Origin of the sequence: Nocardia sp. NPDC019323, assembly GCF_044389845.1 — a bacterium.
GTDB classification, from domain to species: Bacteria; Actinomycetota; Actinomycetes; order Mycobacteriales; family Mycobacteriaceae; genus Nocardia; species Nocardia implantans.
Window position 1 is genome coordinate 93,495 of the sequence record NZ_JBIRYN010000010.1, and the last position, 22,114, is coordinate 115,608.

Here is a 22,114-nt window from a genome sequence, read left to right on the forward strand (position 1 = left end):
CCGATTCCCGCTAGCGCGGGTTCGCCGCAGCTGCCATTGTGGTGGGCGTGACGATCACGGCATTGGATTTCGAACGTTGCTACCGGGCGGTGTCGACCCGGGACTCGCGATTCGACGGGCAATTCTTCACCGCGGTGCGCACCACTGGAATCTATTGCCGCCCTTCGTGTCCGGCGATCACGCCGAAGCGTGCCAACGTGTCGTTCCTGCCGACCGCCGCCGCGGCGCAGCAGGCGGGCTACCGCGCCTGCCGCCGCTGCCTGCCCGACGCCGCGCCCGGCTCGCCGCTGTGGAACACGAGGGCGGATCTGGCCGCGCGGGCGATGCGGCTGATCGGTGACGGCGTGGTCGAGCGGGCCGGCGTCCCGGGGTTGGCCGCCACCCTGGGCTACTCCCAGCGCCAGCTCACCCGGGTGCTGACCACCGAACTGGGCGCTGGACCGCTGGCGCTGGCCAGGGCGCATCGGGCGCACACGGCGCGGCTGCTGATCCAGACCACCGCGATGCCCATGTCCGATATCGCGTTCGCGGCCGGTTTCGCCTCGATCCGCCAGTTCAACGACACGGTGCGTGAGGTGTTCGCGGTCAGCCCCACCACCATGCGCCTCGAAGCGCAGCGCGCGAAGACCGGCGCGCCCGCGCGTTCGGCGCCGCTCGGCAGCGGATCGCTCACCCTGCGGCTGCCCTACCGGGAGCCGCTCGACCGGGCTTGGCTGGAATGGTTCCTGTCCGCGCATGTAGTGGCGGGCATGGAGCTGTGGGAGGACCGCACCTACACCAGGAACTTGCGCACTCCGCACGGGCACGCCACCGCCCGGCTCAGCTTCCAGCGCGACCATGTGCGGGCGGAACTGTCCCTGCACGACATGCGCGACCTCGCGCCGACGGTGACCAGGCTGCGGCACCTGCTCGACCTGGATGCCGACCCCGTCGGGATCGATGAAGCGCTCGGCGTCGGGTCCGCGGCGCCCGGCTCCGTGCTACGGCCGCCGGAACAGGCCGCCGAGTATCTGCCCGACGCGGGAGCGGGGTCGCCGGCCGAGCCCGAAGCGGTGCCCGAGCTGGAGCCGCTCGACGCGGATCGCCCGTCGTTCACCCCCGGTATCCGCGTGCCCGGGTCCGTGGACGGCGCCGAACTGCTGCTGCGCACCATGATCGGGCAGCAGATCTCGGTGTCGGCCGCGGCCACGCACACCGCTCGGCTGGTCGAGGCGCTCGGGGAACGGGTTGACGGACCGATCCCGCTGCTGTTCCCCTCCCCGGAGGTGATCGCCGAGCGTGGCGCCGAGGTCTTGACCGGGCCGGCGCGGCGCATCCGTTCCATCATCGCGGCGGCCGAGGCGCTCGCCTCCGGCGAGCTGGCGCTGCACCAGGGGCGCACCGCCGCCGATCTGCGCCGCGATCTGCTCGCGCTGGACGGCGTCGGGCCGTGGACGGCCGACTACGTCACCATGCGCCTGCTCGCCGATCCGGACGTCCTGCTCAGCACGGATCTGGTCGTCCGCCGCGGCGCGAGCCTGCTCGGCATCGATCCGGCCGATACCGCGCGCTGGGCTCCGTGGCGGTCATACCTGTCCATGCACTTGTGGAAAGCGGCGCTGACCAGCCGCATCACCCCTTCCGACAGCCCAGCGCTCACTACCACGAAAGGCAGTGTCCAATCATGAACGCCAGCATCGCCGTCCGCACCGAGGTCGGCGGCACCCGGACCGCCACAGCGGATTACGCCGTCAGCGAGACACCGCTCGGCCCGTTCACCACCCTCGTCGACTCCGACGGCGCGGTACTGGCCTCCGGTTGGACATCCGACGCGGAGAACCTGCGCGGTTTGATCCACCCCACCCTGCGGCCCGCCGGACTGCGACAGCGGGATGCCTTGGGCGAGGTGACCGCCGCCGTCACCGCCTACCACGAAGGCGATCTCACCGCGATCGACCCGATTCCGGTTCGCCAGCACTCCGGTGAATTCCTCCTGCACGCCTGGGAAGTACTGCGCGCCGTCCCGGCGGGCGGCCCGCTGACCTACACCGAATTCGCCGCCCGCGCCGGCCGCCCCGACGCCACTCGCGCCGCGGCCAACGCCTGCGCCCGCAACGCCGCCGCCCTCTTCGTGCCCTGCCACCGCATCCTCCGCATCGGCGGCGCACTCGGCGGCTTCCGCTGGGGGCTGCCGGTGAAACGGTGGCTGCTCGACCACGAGAGGTGAGCGGAGAAGGCCGCTTGGCGAAACGCGCTCAGGCGATGGTGGCTTGAAGGTGGGAGCCGTCGCGGCCGCGCACGACGTGCAGGCGGCTGGGGATGCGCTGGCGCATCTCGTCCACGTGGCTGACCACGCCGACCACCCGTCCGCCGGTGCGGAGTTCGTCGAGGACGCCCATCACGGCGTCCAGGGTGTCGGCGTCCAGGCCGCCGAATCCTTCGTCGATGAACAGGGTGTCGAGCACCAGACCACCGGATTCGGCGGCGACGGTGTCGGCGAGCCCGAGTGCCAGCGAAAGGGAGGCCATGAAGGTCTCGCCGCCCGACAGCGTCTTGGCCGGGCGGATGGCTCCGGTGTAATCGTCACGGATGTCCAGGCCCAGCCCGCCTCGGCGACCGCGCGGCCCTGCCTTGTCCGAGTGGACGAATTCGTAACGGCCGCCGGACATCCGGCGCAGCCGCAGCGATCCCGCCTGGGCGACTTCTTCCAGGCGAGCGGCCAGGACGTAGGAGTGCAGGGACATGCGGCGGTTGTTCGCACCGCGCCCGGCGACCAGGTCGGCGAGGCCGTCGAGTTCTTCGAACGCTCGTTGCGCCGGTGCGATCCGGTCCACGGCAGCCCAGAGCTGACCGCCCAGCTCCTCGAGCTGGCCTGCTCGCCTGCTCGCCTCGGCATGAGCGGCCACCGCCGTGTTGAGCGCGGTCTGCGCGGCCGTCACCAGCGCGTCGAGCTCGGCCTCATCGCCGGGCTCGCGCTCCGACGCCGCTCGGATCTCCGGTTCGGCCAGCACCGCTTCGGCGGCGGCGCGGGCGCGGTCGGCGGCCACGAGTTCCGCTTCGATCTCGGCCTGCCGCCGGGAGTCGCGCGACGCGGCGTTGACGACTTTCGCGTAGGCGGTCAAGCGTGCGACATCGTCTGCCACCGTGGCGCGAGCGCCGGTGTCGAGCTGCGCCGGTTCCGCCCCGCCGCCGGGAGCCGGAGCGGAGGCGGTCTCGCCGGATTCCGTCGGCTGAGCCGAACCGTCCCTGGACGGAGCCGGACTTTCCCCGGATGAAGCCGAACCTTCCCCGGACCGAGCCGCATTCTCGGTGGCGGCAGACGCGGACCCGAGAACCGACACCGGACCGCCGTACTCACCCTCAGGCACGAAACCCGCTGCGCGCGCCAGATTCTCAACCCGATCGGCGATCAGGGACACCTGTTCACGCGCTGCCATCGCCTCGGCGCGGGCATCGCGCAGCGCGGTCGCCTCGGCGACGAGAGCCACGAGCCTGGCGCGGCGGCGGTCGATGGTCTGGTCGGCGCCTGCGGCGCCGCGCAGCCGGTCGGTGAGTTCGGCGAGACGCTTCTCGGCGGAGGCGGCGGTGGCCGCGACCGCGCTGCGGCGCGCCTCGGATGCGCGCAGCTCGTCGTGCAGGCGCGCCTCGTCGCCGCGCAGGCGTGTGAGTTCGGCTTCCAGCCCGTCGGCGTTGGCGGCCAGCTCCGAGGTGTCCTCGTAGCGGAGGGTCGCGGCGCGCAGAGCCGCGGCGAGTTCGACCCGGTCGGTGTCGCCGCCGCGAGCGACCAGCGCTTCGATCTCGCGCTCCAGGCCGGTGATGCGGGCCAGCGCACGGTCGCGGGTGTCCTCCGCGGCGCGCTCGGCCGCCGCCGCGGTCTCCTCCTCATCCTTGGACACCGCGTCGTCGGTCGGCTGGGCCGGTGCGGGATGCCGCACCGAACCGCAGACCGCGCACGGACTTCCGTCGACCAGCTCGCCTGCCAGTTCGGCGGCCATTCCGCTCAGCCTGCGCTCACGCAGATCAAGCACCAGCTCCTTGGCGTCGAGGTGCGCGGCGCGGGCGGCGTCGAGCTCGACGCGGGCGTGGTCGAGCGCGGTGCGCCGCGCCGCCAGCTCGACCGCGGCCGCGGCGGCGGCCTGCAATCGCTCGGTCTCCGCGGTGATGCCGGGCAGGGCGGCGATCGCTTCGGTGGCCTCGCGCAGCCTGGCCTCGGCCGCGGTGAGCGCGGCGGGCAGTTGGTCGCGTCGCGCGGTGAGTTCGGTGACGCGCCAGGCCAGCGTCGCGTCCTCGGCGCGCAGAGCGTCGAGTTCACCGCCGAGTTCGGTGGCGGTGGCGGCGTCGGCTTGCACTTCGTCCAGTGCGCCGATCTGCGCGCTCCATCGCTGGACCGCGGCGTCGATGTCGGCGTCGTCGCGAATCCGGCTGCCGTCGACCAGTTCCGTTCCGCCGAGTTCGGCGCTGGCCGGTTCCAGCAAGCGGTCCGCCAGCCGCTGCGCCGCCGAGTCCTTTTCGCTGTCGCGCCTGCGCTGGTTCTGCACCGCCGAACGCGCTTCGACGATGGCGGCGGCGACCGGCTCGGCTCGGCGAGCGAGGTCGAGTTCGGCTTGCAATGCCGCGCGTCGATCGGCCCCGGCGGCGTACTCGTCGAGTTGCGCGCGGGCCGCGCTCATGCGGCGGCGCAATTCGTGCAGCCGACGCTGCTGTTCTGCCTGCTCCCGGACCCGGGCCGATTCCGCTTGGCAACGTTCGACTTCCGCAACGGCGGCGGTCAGATCGGCACGCGCGGTGGCCAGCAGATCCTGCGACCATCCGACGCACTCGGCCGTACCGACCGAATCCGTCACTCCCGCGGCCATGCCCACCTGTGTGATCAGCCGCTTGATACCGTCGGTGCGAGCATCCAGATCCGCTTCGGCGGCGCGGCGTTTGTCGGCGAGCCACTGCTCCGCCGTGCCGAAACGCCTGGTGTCGAAGAGTTTTTCGAGCAGTTTCTCGCGGTCTTCGTTGTCCGCTCGCAGGAAACGGGCGAAATCGCCCTGGGGCAGCAGCACCACCTGGAAGAACTGGTCGGCGCTCATCCCGAGCAGGCGCAGCACCTCCTCGCCGATATCCGGTATCCGGGACAGGTTCTCGCCTCTGCCGTCCAGCCAGGTCAGCGTCGCCTTCGGGTTGATGGTGCGCATACCGGTGCCGTCGCGCTTGGGGCGCTGGAACTCGGGGCTCCTGGTCAGGCGCAGCCGCCGCCCGCCCAAGGTGGCCTCCAGCACCACCTGTGGCGGCGTCTGCTCCGGCGCGTGATCGGAGTGCAGCCGCTTGCTCTCCCCGCGCGCGCCGGGAACCCGGCCGTAGAGCGCGAACGCGATGGCGTCCAGCACCGTGGTCTTGCCCGCGCCGGTCTGGCCGTGCAGCAGGAACAACCCGTCGGCGCCGAGCGCGTCGAAATCGACGACCGTGGTGGCGGCGAACGGGCCGAAAGCGGTCATCTCCAGCTTGTGCAGCCTCATGCCGCCGCGCCCACGCCCGGCCTCGGCGACGTGCTCATGCGGTCAGTTCCTCGGCGGCGGCTACGGCCACCTGCTCCGGTTCCGCGACGGCGGCCGACAGCGCCCGCTCCAGCCAGGCCATCTCGCTCGGGCTCGGTGCGCCGCGGACGTCGGTGAGGAAGCTGTGGGCTACTTCGATGTCGCGGCGGCCGTGCACCCGCTCACGGTAGCGCAGTTCCGGGCTGCCCTCGGGCCGCGCCCATTCGACGTGCACCGCGTACGGGAACCGCTCGCGCAGTTTGCGCATGGCGTCGACCGGGCGCGCGACGTCGGTGAGCACGGCGGACACATAGTGCTGTTCGGCCGCGCCGAATTCCGCGCCGCTCAGCAGTTCGTCCAGCGTGCCGGTCAGCTTGCTCAGGCCCCGGACGGTCGGCAGGTCCCTGCGGCGCACGGCATGCAGGCCGGAAGCGTCCAAGTCGACGATCCACACCGCTTTGCGATGCGCGCTCTCGCCGAACGAGTACGGCAGCGGCGAGCCGGAGTAACGCACCGCGTCCGTGAGAGTCTGGGGTGAGTGCAGGTGACCGAGGGCCACGTAATCGATGCCGTCGAAAGCGGCGAGCGGCACCGTCTCCACGCCGCCGACCGAGATGGAGCGCTCCGATCCGGTGGCTTCCCCGCCGACCACGAAGGCGTGCGCCAGCACGACCGTTCGCACCCCCGGCCGCCGCGCGATGTCGGCACGCACCCGGGCCATGGCCGCGTCCAGGATCTCGGCGTGCGAGCGTGCCTGCGGCACTTCCAGTTCGGCGCGGGTGATCTCCGGTTCCAAGTACGGGATGCCGTAGAACGCCACCGGCCCGTGCTCGTCCTCCAGCAGCACGGGCCGGTCGGCGTCGGCCACGGTGGTGCGCAGATGCAGCCCGCCCGCCGCGGCGAAGCTCGCGCCCGCACCCAGCCGGGCGGGCGAATCGTGGTTGCCCGAGGTGGCGACGATCCGGGCCCCCGCGGCGCGGATCGCCTCGAATCCCCGGTTGCACACCGCGATCGCGTCGGCGCTGGGGATCGACCGGTCGTATACGTCACCCGGCAGCACCACCACGTCGACCGATTCCTCGGCCACCAACTCCGCGACGGCGGTCAGTGAACGAGCCTGATCGGCAAGCAGATCGACCCCGTGGAACGTGCGACCGATGTGCCAGTCCGAGGTGTGCAGCATCCGCATGCCGCGAAACCGTAGGGCACGGCACCGACAGACTTCAATCGACCCGCCCGTTGTGCCGGGTTCGCCAGGCCAGGGCCCGGCGTGTCCACCGGCCCGGCGAGTCGGCCGGTCGCCGATCACCGACAGACCGAAACCTCACGCACCTCTTGCCCTCCCGAATCCCACGACGTGGACGACACCGGATGCCAGAACCCGAACAGCTATGCGGAGTCTGCGGCAATGCGCTGGCCGAGCCCCATTTCCGGCACGATGCCGGACAGTTGCCAGATGCGCGTTCTTGTCGGTGTCCTACGGCACTATCAGCGCCATGACCGCACCCGTGCTCGTCGCCCTGCTCTTGGTGTTCGCCGCCGGTTTCGGCCTCGGCTGGCTCGGCCGCGCCGCGCGAACCGGGCATCGCGCTGCGGCGGCCGAGGCGCGGCTGGCGGCGGTCGCGGACAACGAACGACTGTTGCGGCAGTCGCTCACCGCGGCCAACGAGGATGCCGCGCGGAGGCATTCGCACGCCGTCGGCGCGCTGGTGGAACCGCTGCGCGCGGCGGTCGGGGCGCTCGACGAGCACATCCAGCAGGTCGAGCGGCAACGGCTCTCCGCGTATTCCAGCCTGCGCGAGCAGGTCGCGAGCATGCAGCGCACCTCGCACCGGCTCACCGGGCAGACCGGTCAGCTGGTCGCGGCGCTGCGCGCCCCTCAGGTACGCGGCCGATGGGGCGAGATCCAGCTGGAGCGGGTGGTCGAGCTGGCCGGGATGACCAGGCACTGCGATTTCCGGACCCAGGTGAGCCGCACCGGTCGCGGCGCGGACGACCGCACGGTGCGACCCGATCTGGTGGTGCGCCTGGCGGGCGGCAGGCACATCGTGGTGGACGCGAAGGTGCCGTTCGCCGCCTATCTGGACGCCTGCGGCACCGACGACCCCGACGTGCGCGCCGATCTGCTCGCCAGGCACGCCAAACATCTGCGCGCGCATGTCGACCAGCTGTCGGACAAGGCGTACTGGGCCGCCTTCGACCCGGCGCCGGAATTCGTGGTGTTGTTCGTGCCCGGCGATCCGTTCCTGGACGCCGCTCTGACCACCGACTCCGAGCTGCTGGAGTACTCGTTCGGCCGCGATGTGATCCTCGCTACTCCCACCACCTTGATCGCGTTGCTGCGCACCATCGCCTTCGGCTGGCGGCAGGAGGCGCTGTCCAAGGACATGGCCACCGTGCAGCGTCTCGGCCGCGAGCTGTATCAACGTCTCGGCACCACGGGAAGACACCTGGATCGGCTGGGGGCGCAACTCGGCAGAGCTGTAGAGGCTTTCAACGACACGGTGGCCTCGGTGGAGTCGCGGGTGATGGTCACCGCGCGCAAACTGCACGAGCTGGAGATAGCCGAACAGGGAGTGCCCGAGATCGGACGCGTGGATTCCCGGCCGCGCGCGGTGAGCTTCGCCGACGCGGGCGAGTAACCGGGGAGTATGGCCGTGCCGCCACGCCGCCGGGAGCGGCGGCAACTAGTGTGCATATCGTGGCTGCTTCCGAACGTGTGCGATCCCGGGTGCCCGCGCCGCAACGCTCGATCCTGCCGTCGGTGCCGGGGATCCCGGTCGGCGCGGCGATCCTGATCGCGGTTGCCTGCACGTTTCTGGGATTTCTGATCGATGCCAGCGGCGGCGGCGCCGAGCTGACCGGCACGTTCGCCGCGCTGTACGTCGTGGGCTGTGTCGCGGCCGTCGCCGCCGTTCGCTACCGGGGCTTGTTCAGCACGATGGTGCTGCCGCCGCTGCTGCTGTTCGTCGCCGTGCCGCTGGCCTACCAGCAACTCACCGGCCGTGGCGCCACCTCGATGAAGGACATCCTGCTGAACCTGGCGATTCCGCTGGTGAACCGGTTCCCCACGATGATGCTGGCCACGGTGGTCGTGCTGCTGATCGGTGGCGCACGGATCTATCTGCACCGCAAGGAGGAGGGAGCCGACCAGCCGTCGTCGTCACGCAAGCGCGACAGCTGGGGCAAGTCACCGGGGAAGCAGAGCAAGCCCGGCCGTTCGTCCCGCGGGTCCGCGGAGCCGGCGCGCCGCAAAACCCGCCGCCCGAAGGGCGAGCCCGCCGAGCCGGAATCGGCCGACGCGGACCAGCCCGCCGCCCGGCCGGCCCGCCGACCGGCGGCGCAGGTCGCCGACACCCCGCCGCGTGTCGCCCCCTCCCGTCCGCGCGAAGGACGGGCTCCCGCCCGTGGCGCCACTCGCCCGACCGCCGCCATGCCGCGGCCGGAAGGCGAACCACCGCGCGGCGCGGGCCGCCGCCGCGACATGCCGCCGCACCCTCAGCCCAACGTCCGCTACCGCGAATCGGGCCGCCCGGAACGGCGCAGGCCGGAGAATCTGTAGCCGCCCCGCACCATCGGCGTGGGGCCTCAGCGCCTGGCGTCGCGCAGTTCGCGCGGAAGGGCGAAGACGAGGGTCTCGTTGGCCGTGGTGACCGGCTGGACATCGCCGTAGCCGTACTCGGCCAGCCGGTCCAGCACGCCGCGGACCAGGATCTCGGGCACCGAGGCGCCGGAGGTGATGCCGATCGTGCCGACGCCGTCGAGCCAGGCCGGGTCGATCTCGCGAGCGAAGTCGACCAGGTACGCGGCCTTGGCGCCCGCACCGAGCGCGACCTCCACCAGGCGCACCGAGTTCGACGAGTTGCGCGATCCGACCACGATCACCAGATCGCATTCCGGCGCCATCGCCTTCACCGCGACCTGGCGGTTCTGCGTGGCGTAACAGATGTCGTCGCTCGGCGGGTCCTGCAGGGCGGGGAAGCGCTCACGCAGCCGCTGCACCGTCTCCATCGTCTCGTCCACGCTCAACGTGGTCTGCGAGAGCCAGATCACCTTCGACTCGTCGCGCACGCTGACCTGGTCCACCGCGCCGGGCCCGTCGACCAGCTGGACGTGCTCGGGCGCCTCGCCCGCGGTGCCCTCGACCTCCTCGTGGCCCTCGTGACCGATCAGCAGGATGTCGTAGTCGTCGCGGGCGAACCGCTTCGCCTCTTGGTGCACCTTGGTCACCAGCGGGCAGGTGGCATCGATGGTGTGCAGGCCGCGCTCGGCGGCCGACGCGTGCACAGCGGGGGACACGCCGTGCGCGGAGAACACGACGACCGCGCCCTCGGGCACTTGGTCGGTCTCGTCGACGAAGATCACGCCGCGCTCGCGCAGCGTCTCCACGACGTGCCGGTTGTGCACGATCTCCTTGCGCACGTAAATGGGCGCACCGTGCTTCTCCAGCGCCTTCTCGACGGTTTCGACCGCCCGGTCGACGCCGGCGCAGTACCCGCGCGGCTCCGCGAGCAACACGCGTTTTCCGCCGTCGGCGACGGCGCTTCCCGCACCTGCCGATCGGGCGATTCCGACGTTCAAGGGAATGGCCGAAGACATGCCCACAGGATACGTGCGGCCCGGGTTCGCGCCACGTGCGGGAGTTGCCCGTCACACCGGGGCAGCGCAGGCGCCGAGCGGCGGGAAGACGGGCGCGGCTCGCGCCGACGACCGGGTGTCGCGATTGTCTCGGACACTTGGAGCCGGGACCTGGGTCTATTCTCCGCACTATGAGCACACCGCCACGCGATTCCCGCCGATCGGCGGTGCGCCGCGGCCGGCGGACGACCGGACGACGCGCGCCACTTCTTTGCATAACACACCATTTCGGGCAGGCTAGGACCATGTTTCGACCACCCTTTCTGGCCCGGGTCGCCGCAGGCGCGGCCGTATACGCCCTCGAGGAATCCCGTCGGCTACCAACGGCGGCAATGAATTTGCCGATCACGGCCATCAGTCAGGTACTGCAGACGACGATGCACGTCCAGCAGTTCGTCACCAGTCTGGCCCTGAAGGGCGACGCGGTTTTCGACCGTTTGTCCAACCGCCCGGTCGACCAGCCGGAGTGGGCCACCTTCGACGAGGACCTCGCCGACGACCCGAACCCCGGCACGTCGCGCACCAGCCGCTTCGATCTCTACACCGCCGATGATCCCGAGCCGTTCCGAGCGCCCGACCCCTTCGCCGCCGACGACACCGGCTCGACCAACGGTCATGTCGCCTCGGTGACGCCGATCGGCGAGCCACCGGCCGAGGACCCGGACCCGGACGACGACCCGGCGCCGACTGACTCGGACACCGATCCCGATCCCGCCGAAACGACCGCGATCGTCGAACCGGAAGTCGCCGCCCGCTACGACTACGCCAACATGACCCTGGCCCAGCTGCGCGCCCGCCTGCGCCTGCTGACGCTCGACGACCTCACCGCGCTGCTGGAGTACGAGCAGCACACCCGTGCCAGGGCGCCGTTCGTGACCATGCTCACGAACCGGATCGCCACTGTGCAGGCCCAGTGACCGAACCACGGACACCCTCCTCGCCGACGGCTGGCCGGGACACCTCCGGCCAACCCGCCGCCGCACCGGCCAACTCCGCCGAGCACCCCTGGCCGGTGCGTTCGGTCTCCATCAAGGTCGCCCAGTGGATCGACCGGCTCGGCAGCATCTGGGTGGAAGGTCAGATCACCCAGATCAACCTCCGGCCCGGCACCCGCACCGCGTTCCTGGTGCTGCGCGACCCGTCCGCCGACATGTCGCTGTCGGTGACCTGCGATCCCGACCTCATCCGCAAATCGCCCGTCCCCTTGCAAGAGGGCAGCCGGGTGGTCGTCTACGGCAAGCTGTCCTTCTTCACCGGACGCGGCACGATCTCGCTGCGCGTGCTCGAGATCCGGCTCGTCGGTATCGGTGAACTGCTGGCCCGCATCGAACGACTGAAGGCGCTGCTGGACGCCGAAGGCCTGTTCGATCCCCGGCTCAAGCGCCCGATCCCCTTCCTCCCCGGAACCATCGGCCTGATCACCGGCCGCGCGAGCGCCGCGGAGCGCGATGTGCTGAGCGTCGCTCGCAATCGCTGGCCCGCGGTGCGTTTCGAGATCCGCAACACGGCCGTGCAGGGACCGACCGCGGTCTCGCAGATGCTCACCGCGCTGGCCGAACTCGATCGGCATCCGGACGTCGAGGTGATCGTGCTCGCGCGCGGCGGCGGCAGCGTGGAAGACCTGCTGCCGTTCTCCGACGAGGCGCTGTGCCGCGCCATCGTCGCCGCGACCACGCCGATCGTCAGCGCGATCGGCCACGAGCCGGACAATCCACTCAGCGACCTCGTCGCGGACCTGCGTGCGGCAACGCCGACCGACGCCGCCAAACGCATCGTCCCCGACGCCGCCGCCGAACTGGCTTGCATTCGTGAACTGCGCGAACGCACCGCCGCCGCCCTGCGGGGCTGGGTGGACCGCGAGACCAAGGCGCTCGCCCAACTGCGTTCGCGGCCCGTACTGGCCGACCCGCTGCGCGAGATCGAGCGCCGCCGAGAAGAGGTAGAACGCCAGCGCACGGCGGCGCGCCGCTGCGCCGAGCAGTTCATCCGCACCGAAGCCACGGCAACCCGGCATCTGCGCGAGAAACTCACCGCCGTCGGCCCGGCCGCCACGCTGGCCCGTGGCTACGCTGTCGTGCAGCGCGTCACCGGTAAGGAGCGCGAGGTGGTGCGTTCGATCGAGGACGCGCCCGCGGGCAGCCAGTTGCGCATCCGGGTCGCCGACGGGGCCGTCACAGCCGCCGCGCTCGGCGCCCAGGCCCTCGGGGCGAAGAACACCGACACAGGGAGGAACTGACTTGGCCGAGTCCGGCAAGTCCACCGAAACCGGCGCCGACCCGGCCGACGACGCCGCCGAGATCGCCGGTTTCGGCTACGAACGCGCGCGCGACGAACTGGTCAACGTCGTCAAGATCCTCGAGCAAGGCGGCCTGGACCTGGACGAATCCCTCGCCCTCTGGGAGCGCGGCGAGGCGCTGGCCAATCGCTGTGAAGAACACCTGGCCGGCGCGCGCAAACGCGTCGAGGACGCGCTGCACCGCACCGACCTGGAGAAGCAGGAATGACCATCCGCCGCGCCACGCCCGACATCCGCACCACCGACCTGGCCGCCAGCCGCGATTTCTACCGTCTGCTCGGCTTCCAGGAGGCGATGGACCTCGGCTGGGTCGTGACGATGGCCTCGCCGTCCAACCCGACCGCCCAGGTCCTGCTCGTCGGCCCGGACGCCGAGCAGCTCCAGCCGGATATGAGCGTGGAGGTGGACGACGTCGACGCCGTGCACGCGGCGGTGACCGCCGCCGGCGCCGAGGTCGTCTACCCCTTGCGCGACGAGCCGTGGGGGGTACGCCGCTTCTTCGTCCGCGACCCGAGCGGGACCGTCGTCAACGTGGTGAGCCACCGCTGACGACGGCCCGGCTGCGTCAGCGCGACGAGGCTCGGAACCGGGCGACGCCGTCCGCGCTGCTCACCCGCTCGAAACCGGCTTTCTCCAGCACCCGCGCCGACGACGGGTTCGACAGCTCCACCTCGGCGCGCACCGCGCGAACGCCCGCCGCGGTAAACGCGTGCGCAGTCAGCGCGACGGTGGCCTCGGTCGCGTAACCGCGACCCCGCCGCGAGGCGACGATGCCGTACCCGATCTCCAGCTCCCCGTCGGCGGGCGGCCAGAACAGCCCGATCGAGCCGACGACCAGCCCGCTCGAGCGCTCGACGACGAGCCGGTGCCCGAACGGCCCGAGCCAGTCCGGATGCGCCGCGAGCAGGCCCGCGATGACGCGATCGCCGTCGGCCGGGAAATCCGCCGCCCACTCGGCGTCACGGCGGTCGTCGAGCACTGCGGCCGCCGCACCGGCGGTCCACGACCGCAGGATCAGCCGGTCGGTGCGCAGATCGGGGGAATGGGAAACAGACACGTGACACTCCTGGTCATCGAAGAGACCGGTCCGCGTCTGCGGGAGATCAGTGGCGCGCGAACCGGCGAAGGGCATGCGAAATAGGGCTGAGCGCAGCCATATTCATCGACCTCCGAAGACCGGTTCGGCACGTGTCTCGTACCGCGGCGAAACCTAACGGACGCGCGCCGCCGAAGACAAGCGAATTCTCAGGGCTTCAGGGGTTGCGCCGCCGCGATCGCCTGGGCGAGCGTGGTGAACGCCGCGTGGTCGCCCGCGCCGGTGATCAGCACCCGCGACTGGCCGAGGTCGGTGATCCACGCGGTCTCCGAGCCCTGCTCGGCGTAGACGATCCACTTCCGGTCGCCGACCTGCTCGGTGCCGCTGGCGTACCGGGACCCGAGCACGAACCTGGCCAGCGCCTCCTCGGTGGCGTTGCTCTGGGTGAAGCGCATGTAGGTGCCCTGCGGCGTGATGTAGCCGACCGTGCTGACCGGCCCGCCGCCGTTGCCGCCGATGGATTCGCGGCTGCCGGAGTTCGGCGTCCAGTCCGCGGGCAGGTCGGGGTTGCGGATCGGGAACGGCAGCGAACGAGCGTCGGCGGTGAGCGCAGCGCGCGCGTCGAAATGCGGGATCTGACCCTGCGTCGGACCGTTCGCGGCGAAACTGCACTGGCTGGCCAGCCCGGCGAACACCAGCGCGATCAAGACCAACGGGATCAGCGACCAGAACAGATCCCGGTAGTCGTTCAAGATGCGCGGCTTTTGGTACGACACGCTCCCAGTATCCACTCGCGCGGCGACGCCGCCGCCCGCACCCCGGACACCACGAGCAGGGGTGTACGCCCGTGCCACATCGAATGAGACAATTGACCGGTACGTACCGACGCACAGGAGGCACCCCGCAATGACGGCAACTTCCCCCACACCTAGCCGCCGCGAGGCGCCCGACCGCAACCTCGCACTCGAGCTGGTCCGCGTGACCGAGGCAGGGGCGATGGCCGCGGGCCGGTGGGTCGGACGCGGCGACAAGGAAGGGGGCGACGGCGCCGCCGTCGACGCCATGCGGCAGCTGGTCAGCTCGGTGTCCATGCGCGGCATCGTCGTCATCGGCGAGGGCGAGAAGGACGAAGCGCCCATGCTGTACAACGGCGAGGCCGTCGGCGACGGCACCGGCCCGGAAGTCGACTTCGCGGTCGACCCGATCGACGGCACCACGCTGATGTCCAAGGGCGTGCCCGGCGCGATCTCGGTGCTCGCCGTCGCCGAGCGCGGCGCCATGTTCGACCCGTCCGCGGTGTTCTACATGCACAAGATCGCCGTCGGCCCCGACGCCGCCGACGTGATCGATATCTCCGCCCCGATCGCGGAGAACATCAGCCGGGTCGCCAAGGCCAAGAACTCCGCGAAGTCCGACCTGACCGTCTGCATCCTGGACCGCCCCCGGCACGCCGAGCTGATCCAGCAGGTGCGTGACGCGGGCGCGCGCATCCGCCTGATCTCCGACGGCGACGTCGCAGGCGCGATCGCCGCGGCCCGCCCCGACTCCGGCACCGACATCCTGGTCGGCATCGGCGGCACCCCCGAGGGCATCATCGCCGCCGCCGCGATGCGCTGTATGGGCGGTGAGCTCCAGGGCATGCTCGCGCCGAAGGACGACGAGGAACGGCAGAAGGCCATCGACGCGGGCCACGACCTCGACCGCGTCCTGACCACCGAAGACCTGGTCTCCGGTGAGAACGTCTTCTTCTGCGCCACCGGCGTGACCGACGGCGACCTGCTGCGCGGCGTGCGCTACTACGGCGGCGGCGCGTCCACCCAGTCGATCGTGATGCGCTCGAAGTCCGGCACGGTCCGCATGATCGACGCCTACCACCGCCTGACCAAGCTGCGCGAATACTCCTCGGTCGATTTCATCGGCGACGAACACGCGGTCCCGCCGCTGCCGTAATTTTTTTCCAGCGCCTGCGGCGCTGGGTGTTCGCGGCCCCCTCGTGGCTCACGTTTGCGCAACCACCGCTGGCGACTTCGTCGCGAACGCGGCGGCCGCGCAAACGCGAGCCGGGCCGCGAACGGCGGATGCTCGGTCTCGCTTCGCTCGGAACCGGGAGTGGGGGTCGGTGGTTCCGCAGGGGGCAAACCGCCGCACCCGATGTGCGCCGTTCATGGTGCCTCGGTCGCTTTCCACCCACGGCGATCGAATAGGCGGGATTGCCGCCGCACGTCGGCGGCCAGGGTGCGTGACGCTCGCTGATTTCGATTCGGCCGGTACCTCGAGCCAAGGCTCAACGCTCGCGCAGGGCAGGCCGCGGCACCCAGGAAACCTCTTTCCACACCGCTCGATCACGGCCGCGTGTCGCGCGGCCGTCGATCTGTTGTCTCGGTCGCGACGATTCATGCGGCAGCGCGGCACCGGGGACAGTGAGAGTGAGAGAGCGCGGAGGGAACCTGGGTCGAGGCGGGCGCGGCTTCGGCGCACCCGGGCGCGGGCAGTCGGAGAACGGTTCGTATTCCCGGGCGAAGGCCCGCCGAGGTGTGCGAATGACCTCAGGCGTGCCTGCCCCACGGGCCGCTGTCGCGGCATAGGGTCGGGATCATGAGCGAGCAGACGCAGTACCGCATCGAGCACGACACCATGGGCGAGGTCCGGGTTCCGGTGGACGCTTTGTGGCGGGCGCAGACCCAGCGCGCCGTGGAGAACTTCCCGATCAGCGGACGCGGCTTGGAGCGGGCGCAGATTCGCGCGCTCGGCCTGCTCAAGGCCGCGTGTGCGACGGTGAACCGCGACCTGGGGCTGCTCGATCCCGTGAAGGCCGACGCCATCATCGCCGCGGCGAACGAGATCGCGCGCGGCGAACACGACGATCAGTTCCCGATCGATGTCTTCCAGACCGGTTCCGGCACCAGCTCGAACATGAACGCCAACGAGGTGATCGCCTCGCTGGCCAAGGCCAACGGCGTCACCGTCCACCCGAACGACGACGTGAACATGTCCCAGTCGTCCAACGACACCTTCCCCACCGCAACGCATCTCGCGGCCACCGAAGCGGTCATCACCGATCTGGTCCCCGCGCTGGAGCATCTGCGGCTGGCGCTGCTGGACAAGTCGACGGAATGGCGCACCGTGGTGAAGTCCGGTCGCACCCACCTCATGGACGCCGTCCCGGTGACGCTCGGGCAGGAGTTCGGCGGCTACACCCGGCAGGTCGCCGCGGGCATCGACCGCATCATGGCGACGCTGCCGCGGCTCGGCGAGCTGCCCATCGGCGGCACGGCGGTCGGCACCGGGTTGAACGCGCCCGACGGCTTCGGCGCGAAGGTGGTCGCCGAACTGGTGCGGGCCACCGGCATCGACGCGCTGCGCGAGGCCGAGGACCACTTCGAGGCGCAGGCCGCGCGCGACGGCCTGGTGGAGGCGTCCGGCGCGCTGCGCACCATCGCGGTGAGCCTGACCAAGATCGCCAACGACATCCGCTGGATGGGCTCGGGCCCGCTCACCGGCCTGGCCGAGATCCAGCTGCCGGACCTGCAGCCGGGCAGCTCGATCATGCCCGGCAAGGTGAACCCGGTGCTGCCGGAGGCGGTGACCCAGGTCGGCGCGCAGGTGATCGGCAACGACGCCGCGGTGGCGTTCGCGGGCGCGAACGGCGCTTTCGAGCTGAACGTGTACATCCCGGTGATGGCGCGCAACCTGCTGGAGTCGATCCGCCTGCTGGCCAACGTCTCCCGGCTGTTCGCCGACAAGTGCGTGCGCGGCTTGGTCGCCAATGTCGAGCACTTGCGCACCCTCGCCGAGTCCTCCCCTTCCATCGTGACGCCGCTGAACTCGGCGATCGGCTACGAGGAGGCGGCGGCCGTCGCGAAGGAAGCGCTGAAGGAGAAGAAGACCATCCGCCAGACGGTCATCGACCGCGGCCTGCTCGACGAGAAGCTGACCGAGGACGAGCTCGACCGCCGCCTCGACGTGCTGGCCATGGCGAAGGTGAAGAAGCGGGACTGACCGGCGAAACGAACGCCACCCCGGTAGCCGAGGTGGCGTTCGATCGCTGTGCCGGGCCGCGGTTCAGTCGCGCAGGTGCGCGAGTTCCTCGCGCGCCGACTCCCCGGCCGGGCCGAAATCGGTGCGGCCGAAGATATTCCACCGCTTCAGCAGCGGGGCGAACACCAGTTCGCCCTCCTTGGCCCGGTCGTAGATGCCCGCCTCGGCGAGCACCACGTCGCTGCTGCGGCCGTCCGGCAGCGTCACCGTCGGGACCTCGAAGCCGGCGACCCGGTCGGCGATGGCCCGCACGGTCTGGTCCGGCGCCAGATCCAGCGCGGCGGCCACCAGGTCGGCGAAGAACACCGACTGCAGTTCATCGTCCAGCGCAATGCGCTCGGCGATGGCTGTGACCAGTGGGTTCTCCCCGAGCGCCGCGGTGTTGCGATGCCGGACCGCGCTGGCGGCCTCCTCGAACGCGCAGTTGGCCAGTACATCGAGCAAGTGCATCGCAGGGCGGCGGAAGCCCTTGGTCATGTGCTCCATGCGCAGCCGCTCCAGCTCCACCGGATCGACGGACCTGGTCACCATGAGGTAGTTGCGGATGGTGATCTCGTGGCGGTTCTCCTCGGCCGTCCAGCGGCCGACCCAGCGCCACCACGCGCCGGTGCGCAGGTACTTGCCGATCTCGCGGTGATACGAGGGCAAGTTGTCGGCGATCAGCACCGAGACGGTCAACGCCAGTTTGGCGGTCTCGCTGAGTTCGGACTGCTCAGGCGCCCAGTCGGCGCCGCCGAGGAAGGCGAAGTTGCGCCCGTCGTCCCACGGCACGAAGTCGTGCGGCTGCCACCCGTCGGCGACATCCACGTGCTTACGCAGCAGCAGTTCTACGTCCACCGCGAGCGATTCGAGCAATTCGCGATCGGTCAGGAGAGTTTGCACCGAGATAACCTAGCGGCTTGGCCCGCGGAGCGGGGACGGATGGATGGGATTCACAGGCAACCGAGACCGCGCCGCGATCCCGGACGCCGAATATCTGGCTCCTATTTCGGCGTGACGGTGATAGTACCGTTCACCCACGTGATGGTGCCGCCGGAGAAGTCGCTTTGCTTGCCGCCGGGGATGTCCTTCTCGTCGCTGACCGGGTACCCCAGCTGCCCCTGCGCGCCGCCGTTGTCTTCCCATGCCTTGCGGATCTCGCCCCAGACGACGTGCGGTTCGCCGTCCTTGGCCTCGTAGATGGTGCCGCCGGCGAAGTCCTGGTACTCCCCGTCGTCGGGGCCCTGCTCCTCGGCCTGCAGCGGAAGGCCGAGCGTGCCCGTCGGTCCCCCGAGCTGTTCGTACTTCTTGTAGATGTCGCCGTCGACGCTGATCTCGCCACCGGGCGTGGCGATCTTGGTCCCCTCGGCGGCTGCCGCGCCGGAGGTCTTGGTCGCGCTCCCCTCGGTGTGCGTGGCGCTCCCCTCGGCGTGCGTGGTGGTCGCGGCGCCGGGGCTCATCATCGAGGTGACCATGCCGGTCATACTGGCCATACCGGTCTTGGCGCTGTCGCCTTTGTCGTCATTGTCGCCGCAGGCGGCCAAGACCAGTCCTGCCGCGGCGAGCACTGCGGTGAATCCAGCCGTTCGTCGAGCGAAGTGGTGCATGTCCATCCTCTCGCTGGGGGCTGCGGGCGCACCACGACTCCATGACGACGCCGCGCGCAGCCTCGGCCGATTGTCAGGCAATGACCCGGTGACCGACGAGCGGCCACCGGGTCATACTCAACTGCTATCGCGGCGGGTGATACCCACCGGACCTGCGGTGAAACCCGCCGCTGAACGGCGTCGCGAACTCAGGCGTTGGGGCCGTACTCCTCCAGCATCTCGGTGACCAGCGCCGCGATCGGCGAGCGCTCGCTACGGGTCAGCGTGATGTGCGCGAAGAGCGGATGACCTTTGAGTTTCTCGACCACCGCCGCGACCCCGTCGTGCCTGCCGACGCGCAGGTTGTCGCGCTGGGCCACGTCGTGGGTGAGCACCACCCGCGAGCCGGTTCCCAGCCTGCTGAGCACCGTGAGCAGCACGTTCCGCTCCAGCGACTGTGCTTCGTCCACGATGACGAAGGAGTCGTGCAGCGACCGCCCGCGAATGTGGGTCAGCGGCAACACCTCCAGCATGTCGCGGCTGAGCACCTCTTCCATCACCTCACGGCTGGCCAGCCCGTCGAGCGTGTCGAAGACCGCCTGCGCCCACGGGCCCATCTTCTCGCTCTCGGTGCCGGGCAGATAGCCCAGCTCCTGGCCGCCCACCGCGTAGAGCGGACGGAAGACCACCACCTTGCGTTGCGCGCGCCGTTCCAGCACCGCCTCCAGGCCCGCGGTCAACGCGAGCGCCGACTTGCCGGTACCGGCCCGGCCGCCGAGGGAGACGATGCCGACGCTCTCGTCCAGCAGCAGGTCGAGCGCGATGCGCTGCTCGGCGGAACGGCCGTGCAGACCGAACGCCTCGCGCTCGCGCACCAGCTGCACCCGCTTGTCCGGCGTCACGCGCCCCAGCGCGCTGGAGCTGACGCCGAGCAGCCGAACACCGGTGTGGCAGGGCAGCTCTCGCGCTTCGTCCAAGTCGATCACCGACTCGGCGTAGAGCTGATCGATGCGCGCGGTGCTGACATCGAGTTCCACCATGCCGGACCAGCCCGAGGTCACCACGTCCTGGGCGTGATACTCGTCGGCGTGCAAGCCCACCGCGCTGGCCTTGACCCGCAGCGGAATGTCCTTGGACACCAACACCACTTCGCGGCCCTCGGCCGCGAGGTTGAGCGCACAGGCCAGGATCCGGGAGTCGTTGGTGTCGGTGCGGAAGCCGACCGGAAGGACCGCGGGATCGGTGTGGTTCAGTTCCACCTGCAACGTTCCGCCCTCGGTGCCGATCGGCACCTGCTGATCCAGCCTGCCGTGCTGCAGGCGCAGATCGTCGAGGTTGCGCAGAGCTTCTCGCGCGAACCAGCCCAGCTCGTGATGGTGCCGTTTGGCTTCGAGTTCACTGATGACCACCAGGGGTAACACCACGTCGTGTTCGCCGAACCGCGTGAAGGACCAGGGATCCGACAGCAGGACGGACGTATCGATGACGAAGGTTTTGCCGAGTAATTGCGAGGGGCGGGCCCCCTTCGCGGCGGCTCCGCCTTTCGCGGAGCTGGAGTTCGCCGAGGGAGCGGAAACGGAGCGTGCAGCAGTCACGGTGGGCTCCTCTGTGTTCGTGCGGTACTCGCACGAACGATCTCGCTGGACCGGTCCGTCCTGATGGACCCGACGTTGCCGTCAGATGCCACGAGGGCCGGGCGCCGGCCCCCTCGTACTGAGTAGCTCAGTCACGGTCAGGACCTCCCGTACGAGCCACACCGCCGCGGCCCGCACACCCGACGCTACCTCCGATCACGGTGTCCGCGCTCAGGGACCGCGAGGCGTGTCCGTGAATTTGTGGTAAACCCGCACGTCACACGGGTTCACCGGAGCACGTCGAGCAATACCGGAACATGGCTGTGCGCCGGATCCTGTACGGCCGTGAGCAATGTGACCGGACCTTCGGCGGCCAGGGCGCGCAAATCCCGCAAATCTTGCTGAACCTCCGGCGCGGCGAGTTCGGCGCGGTATCGGTCGGCGAATTCCGGGCCGCGCGCGTCGCGATCGGCGTGGAACCAGCGCCGCAATTCGGTGGTCGGAGTGATCGCCTTGGGCCAGCGATCGACCCGCGCTTGCGCTTTGGTGATGCCCCTCGGCCAGAGCCGGTCGACCAGCACCCGGGTGCCGTCGTCGGGGTCGGGGTCGTCGTAGACGCGCTTGATCCGGAAGCCGGGTCCAGGTTGCGGTGTCATAGCAGTCATCGCAGCACGGCGTGCGGGCCGCGACGGACTTCGCCACGCGGTCGCTGTCGCCCGATTCGACGGATAGAGTCGCTGGTATGTCCGGTAACGAGGATTTGGAGAAGCTGTCGTCGAAGGAGCTGCACGACCGGGCGATGAAGCTCGCCGTGCGGCGTGGGGATGTGAAGTTCCTGTGGCGGCTGCTCACGTCGATCCCGGCCGCGGAGGCCGCCGCGGGCAACGTCGGCGAAAGCGAGGCGGACATCAAGTACGTGCTGCCCATGCTCGACGACTACGTCCACGCAGGTGACGGCGCGGTCGCCGAGGTGTTGCGCCCGGTGTATCTGGACTACCTGGCCCAGCACTCCTGAGGCCGGTCAGCGCCGGGCGAGCGCCGCGCGCCAGAGTCCGACAGCCGTGCCGCGCAGGAAGTTCTCCCAGCTGAAGTGGTCGTGCCACAAGATGATTCGGCCGTCACGCAGTTCGAAGGTGCCGGTCACCCAGAAGCCGGTGCGCACCGGGCCGAAGCGCAGATAGTCGGTGCGGTCGGTGAGCACGACGTCGCCGTCGGCGGCGATGTGGTGCAGGTCGACCCCGAAGCCGAGCCAGTCGCGACGCAGGCCGCGCAGCACGCCGCCGACCCGGCGGACGCCCTTCACATCGGGCAGCGAGGTGTTCTTCCAGACGATGTCCGGGTGCAGCAGGTCGATCGCCTCCTCGGCGGCGCCCATCTCCAGCGCGGCGAAGAACTCCCGCACGGTGGTGATCGAGTCCTGTTTCAGATCGGGTTCGTCGGTCATGGTCCGAGCGTAGGCCGCGCCG

Annotated in this window: 21 protein-coding genes; 11 read left to right on the forward strand and 10 right to left on the reverse strand. The window is 70.4% G+C overall.

What is annotated here, in order from left to right:
• Window positions 1-47 precede the first annotated feature (47 nt).
• Entirely contained in the window at window positions 48-1,667 is a 1,620-nt protein-coding gene (locus ACH49X_RS28865) for a DNA-3-methyladenine glycosylase 2 family protein (protein WP_397071367.1), read from the forward strand.
• Complete coding sequence (locus tag ACH49X_RS28870) at window positions 1,664-2,206, forward strand: methylated-DNA--[protein]-cysteine S-methyltransferase (protein ID WP_195082566.1); 543 nt, start codon at window positions 1,664-1,666, stop codon at window positions 2,204-2,206. Before ACH49X_RS28865 ends, ACH49X_RS28870 begins: the two co-directional genes overlap by 4 nt.
• A 28-nt stretch (window positions 2,207-2,234) precedes the next feature.
• Here the strand turns inward: ACH49X_RS28870 and ACH49X_RS28875 are convergent, their stop codons facing one another.
• Both ACH49X_RS28875 and ACH49X_RS28880 read right to left on the reverse strand, forming a co-directional pair.
• Complete coding sequence (locus ACH49X_RS28875) at window positions 2,235-5,483, reverse strand: AAA family ATPase (protein ID WP_357208290.1); 3,249 nt, start codon at window positions 5,481-5,483, stop codon at window positions 2,235-2,237.
• 34 nt (window positions 5,484-5,517) lie between these two features.
• The gene (locus ACH49X_RS28880; RefSeq protein ID WP_195082564.1) at window positions 5,518-6,690 is read right to left on the reverse strand and encodes an exonuclease SbcCD subunit D; all 1,173 of its coding nucleotides are present in this window, start codon (window positions 6,688-6,690) and stop codon (window positions 5,518-5,520) included.
• A gap of 307 nt (window positions 6,691-6,997) precedes the next feature.
• Here ACH49X_RS28880 and ACH49X_RS28885 point away from each other — a divergent pair, with 307 nt between their 5' ends.
• Together ACH49X_RS28885 and ACH49X_RS28890 are read left to right on the forward strand one after the other, a co-directional pair.
• The gene (locus ACH49X_RS28885; RefSeq protein ID WP_357208288.1) at window positions 6,998-8,143 is read left to right on the forward strand and encodes a DNA recombination protein RmuC; all 1,146 of its coding nucleotides are present in this window, start codon (window positions 6,998-7,000) and stop codon (window positions 8,141-8,143) included.
• A gap of 59 nt (window positions 8,144-8,202) precedes the next feature.
• The gene (locus ACH49X_RS28890; protein ID WP_357110796.1) at window positions 8,203-9,063 is read left to right on the forward strand and encodes a DUF6542 domain-containing protein; all 861 of its coding nucleotides are present in this window, start codon (window positions 8,203-8,205) and stop codon (window positions 9,061-9,063) included.
• Between the two features lie 26 nt (window positions 9,064-9,089).
• Here the strand turns inward: ACH49X_RS28890 and ACH49X_RS28895 are convergent, their stop codons facing one another.
• A complete protein-coding gene (locus ACH49X_RS28895) occupies window positions 9,090-10,100 on the reverse strand; it encodes a 4-hydroxy-3-methylbut-2-enyl diphosphate reductase (protein WP_195082561.1) in 1,011 nt (336 codons plus the stop codon).
• A 284-nt stretch (window positions 10,101-10,384) separates the two neighbouring features.
• Between ACH49X_RS28895 and ACH49X_RS28900 the strand changes: the two genes are divergently transcribed.
• Genes ACH49X_RS28900 through ACH49X_RS28915 form a run of 4 tightly spaced genes read left to right on the forward strand, consistent with a single transcriptional unit; the run spans window position 10,385 to window position 12,984 of the window.
• Entirely contained in the window at window positions 10,385-11,056 is a 672-nt protein-coding gene (locus ACH49X_RS28900; protein WP_357208285.1) for a lipid droplet-associated protein, read from the forward strand.
• A complete protein-coding gene (xseA, locus tag ACH49X_RS28905; protein ID WP_397071372.1) occupies window positions 11,053-12,375 on the forward strand; it encodes an exodeoxyribonuclease VII large subunit in 1,323 nt (440 codons plus the stop codon). Before ACH49X_RS28900 ends, xseA begins: the two co-directional genes overlap by 4 nt.
• Window position 12,376: 1 nt before the next feature.
• Window positions 12,377-12,643 (forward strand): exodeoxyribonuclease VII small subunit, encoded by a 267-nt coding sequence (locus ACH49X_RS28910; protein ID WP_195082558.1) that lies wholly within the window; start codon window positions 12,377-12,379, stop codon window positions 12,641-12,643.
• Window positions 12,640-12,984: a VOC family protein gene (locus tag ACH49X_RS28915; protein WP_357110803.1), complete on the forward strand. Its 345-nt coding sequence runs from the start codon at window positions 12,640-12,642 to the stop codon at window positions 12,982-12,984. The genes ACH49X_RS28910 and ACH49X_RS28915 overlap by 4 nt, the downstream gene beginning before the upstream one ends.
• Window positions 12,985-13,000: 16 nt before the next feature.
• Here ACH49X_RS28915 and ACH49X_RS28920 read toward each other — a convergent pair whose 3' ends face one another.
• Both ACH49X_RS28920 and ACH49X_RS28925 read right to left on the reverse strand, forming a co-directional pair.
• The gene (locus ACH49X_RS28920; protein WP_323124596.1) at window positions 13,001-13,492 is read right to left on the reverse strand and encodes a GNAT family N-acetyltransferase; all 492 of its coding nucleotides are present in this window, start codon (window positions 13,490-13,492) and stop codon (window positions 13,001-13,003) included.
• Window positions 13,493-13,680: 188 nt separating this feature from the next.
• Window positions 13,681-14,247 carry a DUF4245 domain-containing protein gene (locus ACH49X_RS28925; protein WP_195082555.1) on the reverse strand — a complete coding sequence of 189 codons (567 nt, stop codon included), beginning with the start codon at window positions 14,245-14,247 and terminating at the stop codon, window positions 13,681-13,683.
• A gap of 130 nt (window positions 14,248-14,377) precedes the next feature.
• Here ACH49X_RS28925 and glpX point away from each other — a divergent pair, with 130 nt between their 5' ends.
• A complete protein-coding gene (gene glpX, locus ACH49X_RS28930) occupies window positions 14,378-15,421 on the forward strand; it encodes a class II fructose-bisphosphatase (protein WP_067809270.1) in 1,044 nt (347 codons plus the stop codon).
• A 645-nt stretch (window positions 15,422-16,066) separates the two neighbouring features.
• The gene (locus ACH49X_RS28935) at window positions 16,067-17,470 is read left to right on the forward strand and encodes a class II fumarate hydratase (protein ID WP_195082554.1); all 1,404 of its coding nucleotides are present in this window, start codon (window positions 16,067-16,069) and stop codon (window positions 17,468-17,470) included.
• A 63-nt stretch (window positions 17,471-17,533) separates the two neighbouring features.
• Here the strand turns inward: ACH49X_RS28935 and ACH49X_RS28940 are convergent, their stop codons facing one another.
• The 4 genes from ACH49X_RS28940 to ACH49X_RS28955 all read right to left on the reverse strand — a co-directional run bounded on the left by ACH49X_RS28940 (window position 17,534) and on the right by ACH49X_RS28955 (window position 21,304).
• Window positions 17,534-18,391, reverse strand: a complete 858-nt coding sequence (locus ACH49X_RS28940) for an acyl-ACP desaturase (protein ID WP_357208283.1) — start codon at window positions 18,389-18,391, stop codon at window positions 17,534-17,536.
• A gap of 101 nt (window positions 18,392-18,492) precedes the next feature.
• Window positions 18,493-19,095: an LGFP repeat-containing protein gene (locus ACH49X_RS28945; protein WP_195082552.1), complete on the reverse strand. Its 603-nt coding sequence runs from the start codon at window positions 19,093-19,095 to the stop codon at window positions 18,493-18,495.
• 188 nt (window positions 19,096-19,283) lie between these two features.
• Complete coding sequence (locus tag ACH49X_RS28950; protein ID WP_195082551.1) at window positions 19,284-20,669, reverse strand: PhoH family protein; 1,386 nt, start codon at window positions 20,667-20,669, stop codon at window positions 19,284-19,286.
• A 266-nt stretch (window positions 20,670-20,935) separates the two neighbouring features.
• On the reverse strand, window positions 20,936-21,304 hold the full coding sequence (locus ACH49X_RS28955) for a DUF488 domain-containing protein (RefSeq protein WP_195046819.1): 369 nt from the start codon (window positions 21,302-21,304) through the stop codon (window positions 20,936-20,938).
• An 86-nt stretch (window positions 21,305-21,390) separates the two neighbouring features.
• On the opposite strand from ACH49X_RS28955, the gene ACH49X_RS28960 reads away from it, so the two are divergent.
• Window positions 21,391-21,663, forward strand: coding sequence for a hypothetical protein (locus ACH49X_RS28960; RefSeq protein ID WP_039800723.1), 273 nt, complete (start codon window positions 21,391-21,393; stop codon window positions 21,661-21,663).
• A gap of 6 nt (window positions 21,664-21,669) precedes the next feature.
• Here the strand turns inward: ACH49X_RS28960 and ACH49X_RS28965 are convergent, their stop codons facing one another.
• Window positions 21,670-22,092: a limonene-1,2-epoxide hydrolase family protein gene (locus tag ACH49X_RS28965; protein WP_195082549.1), complete on the reverse strand. Its 423-nt coding sequence runs from the start codon at window positions 22,090-22,092 to the stop codon at window positions 21,670-21,672.
• Window positions 22,093-22,114: the final 22 nt, after the last annotated feature.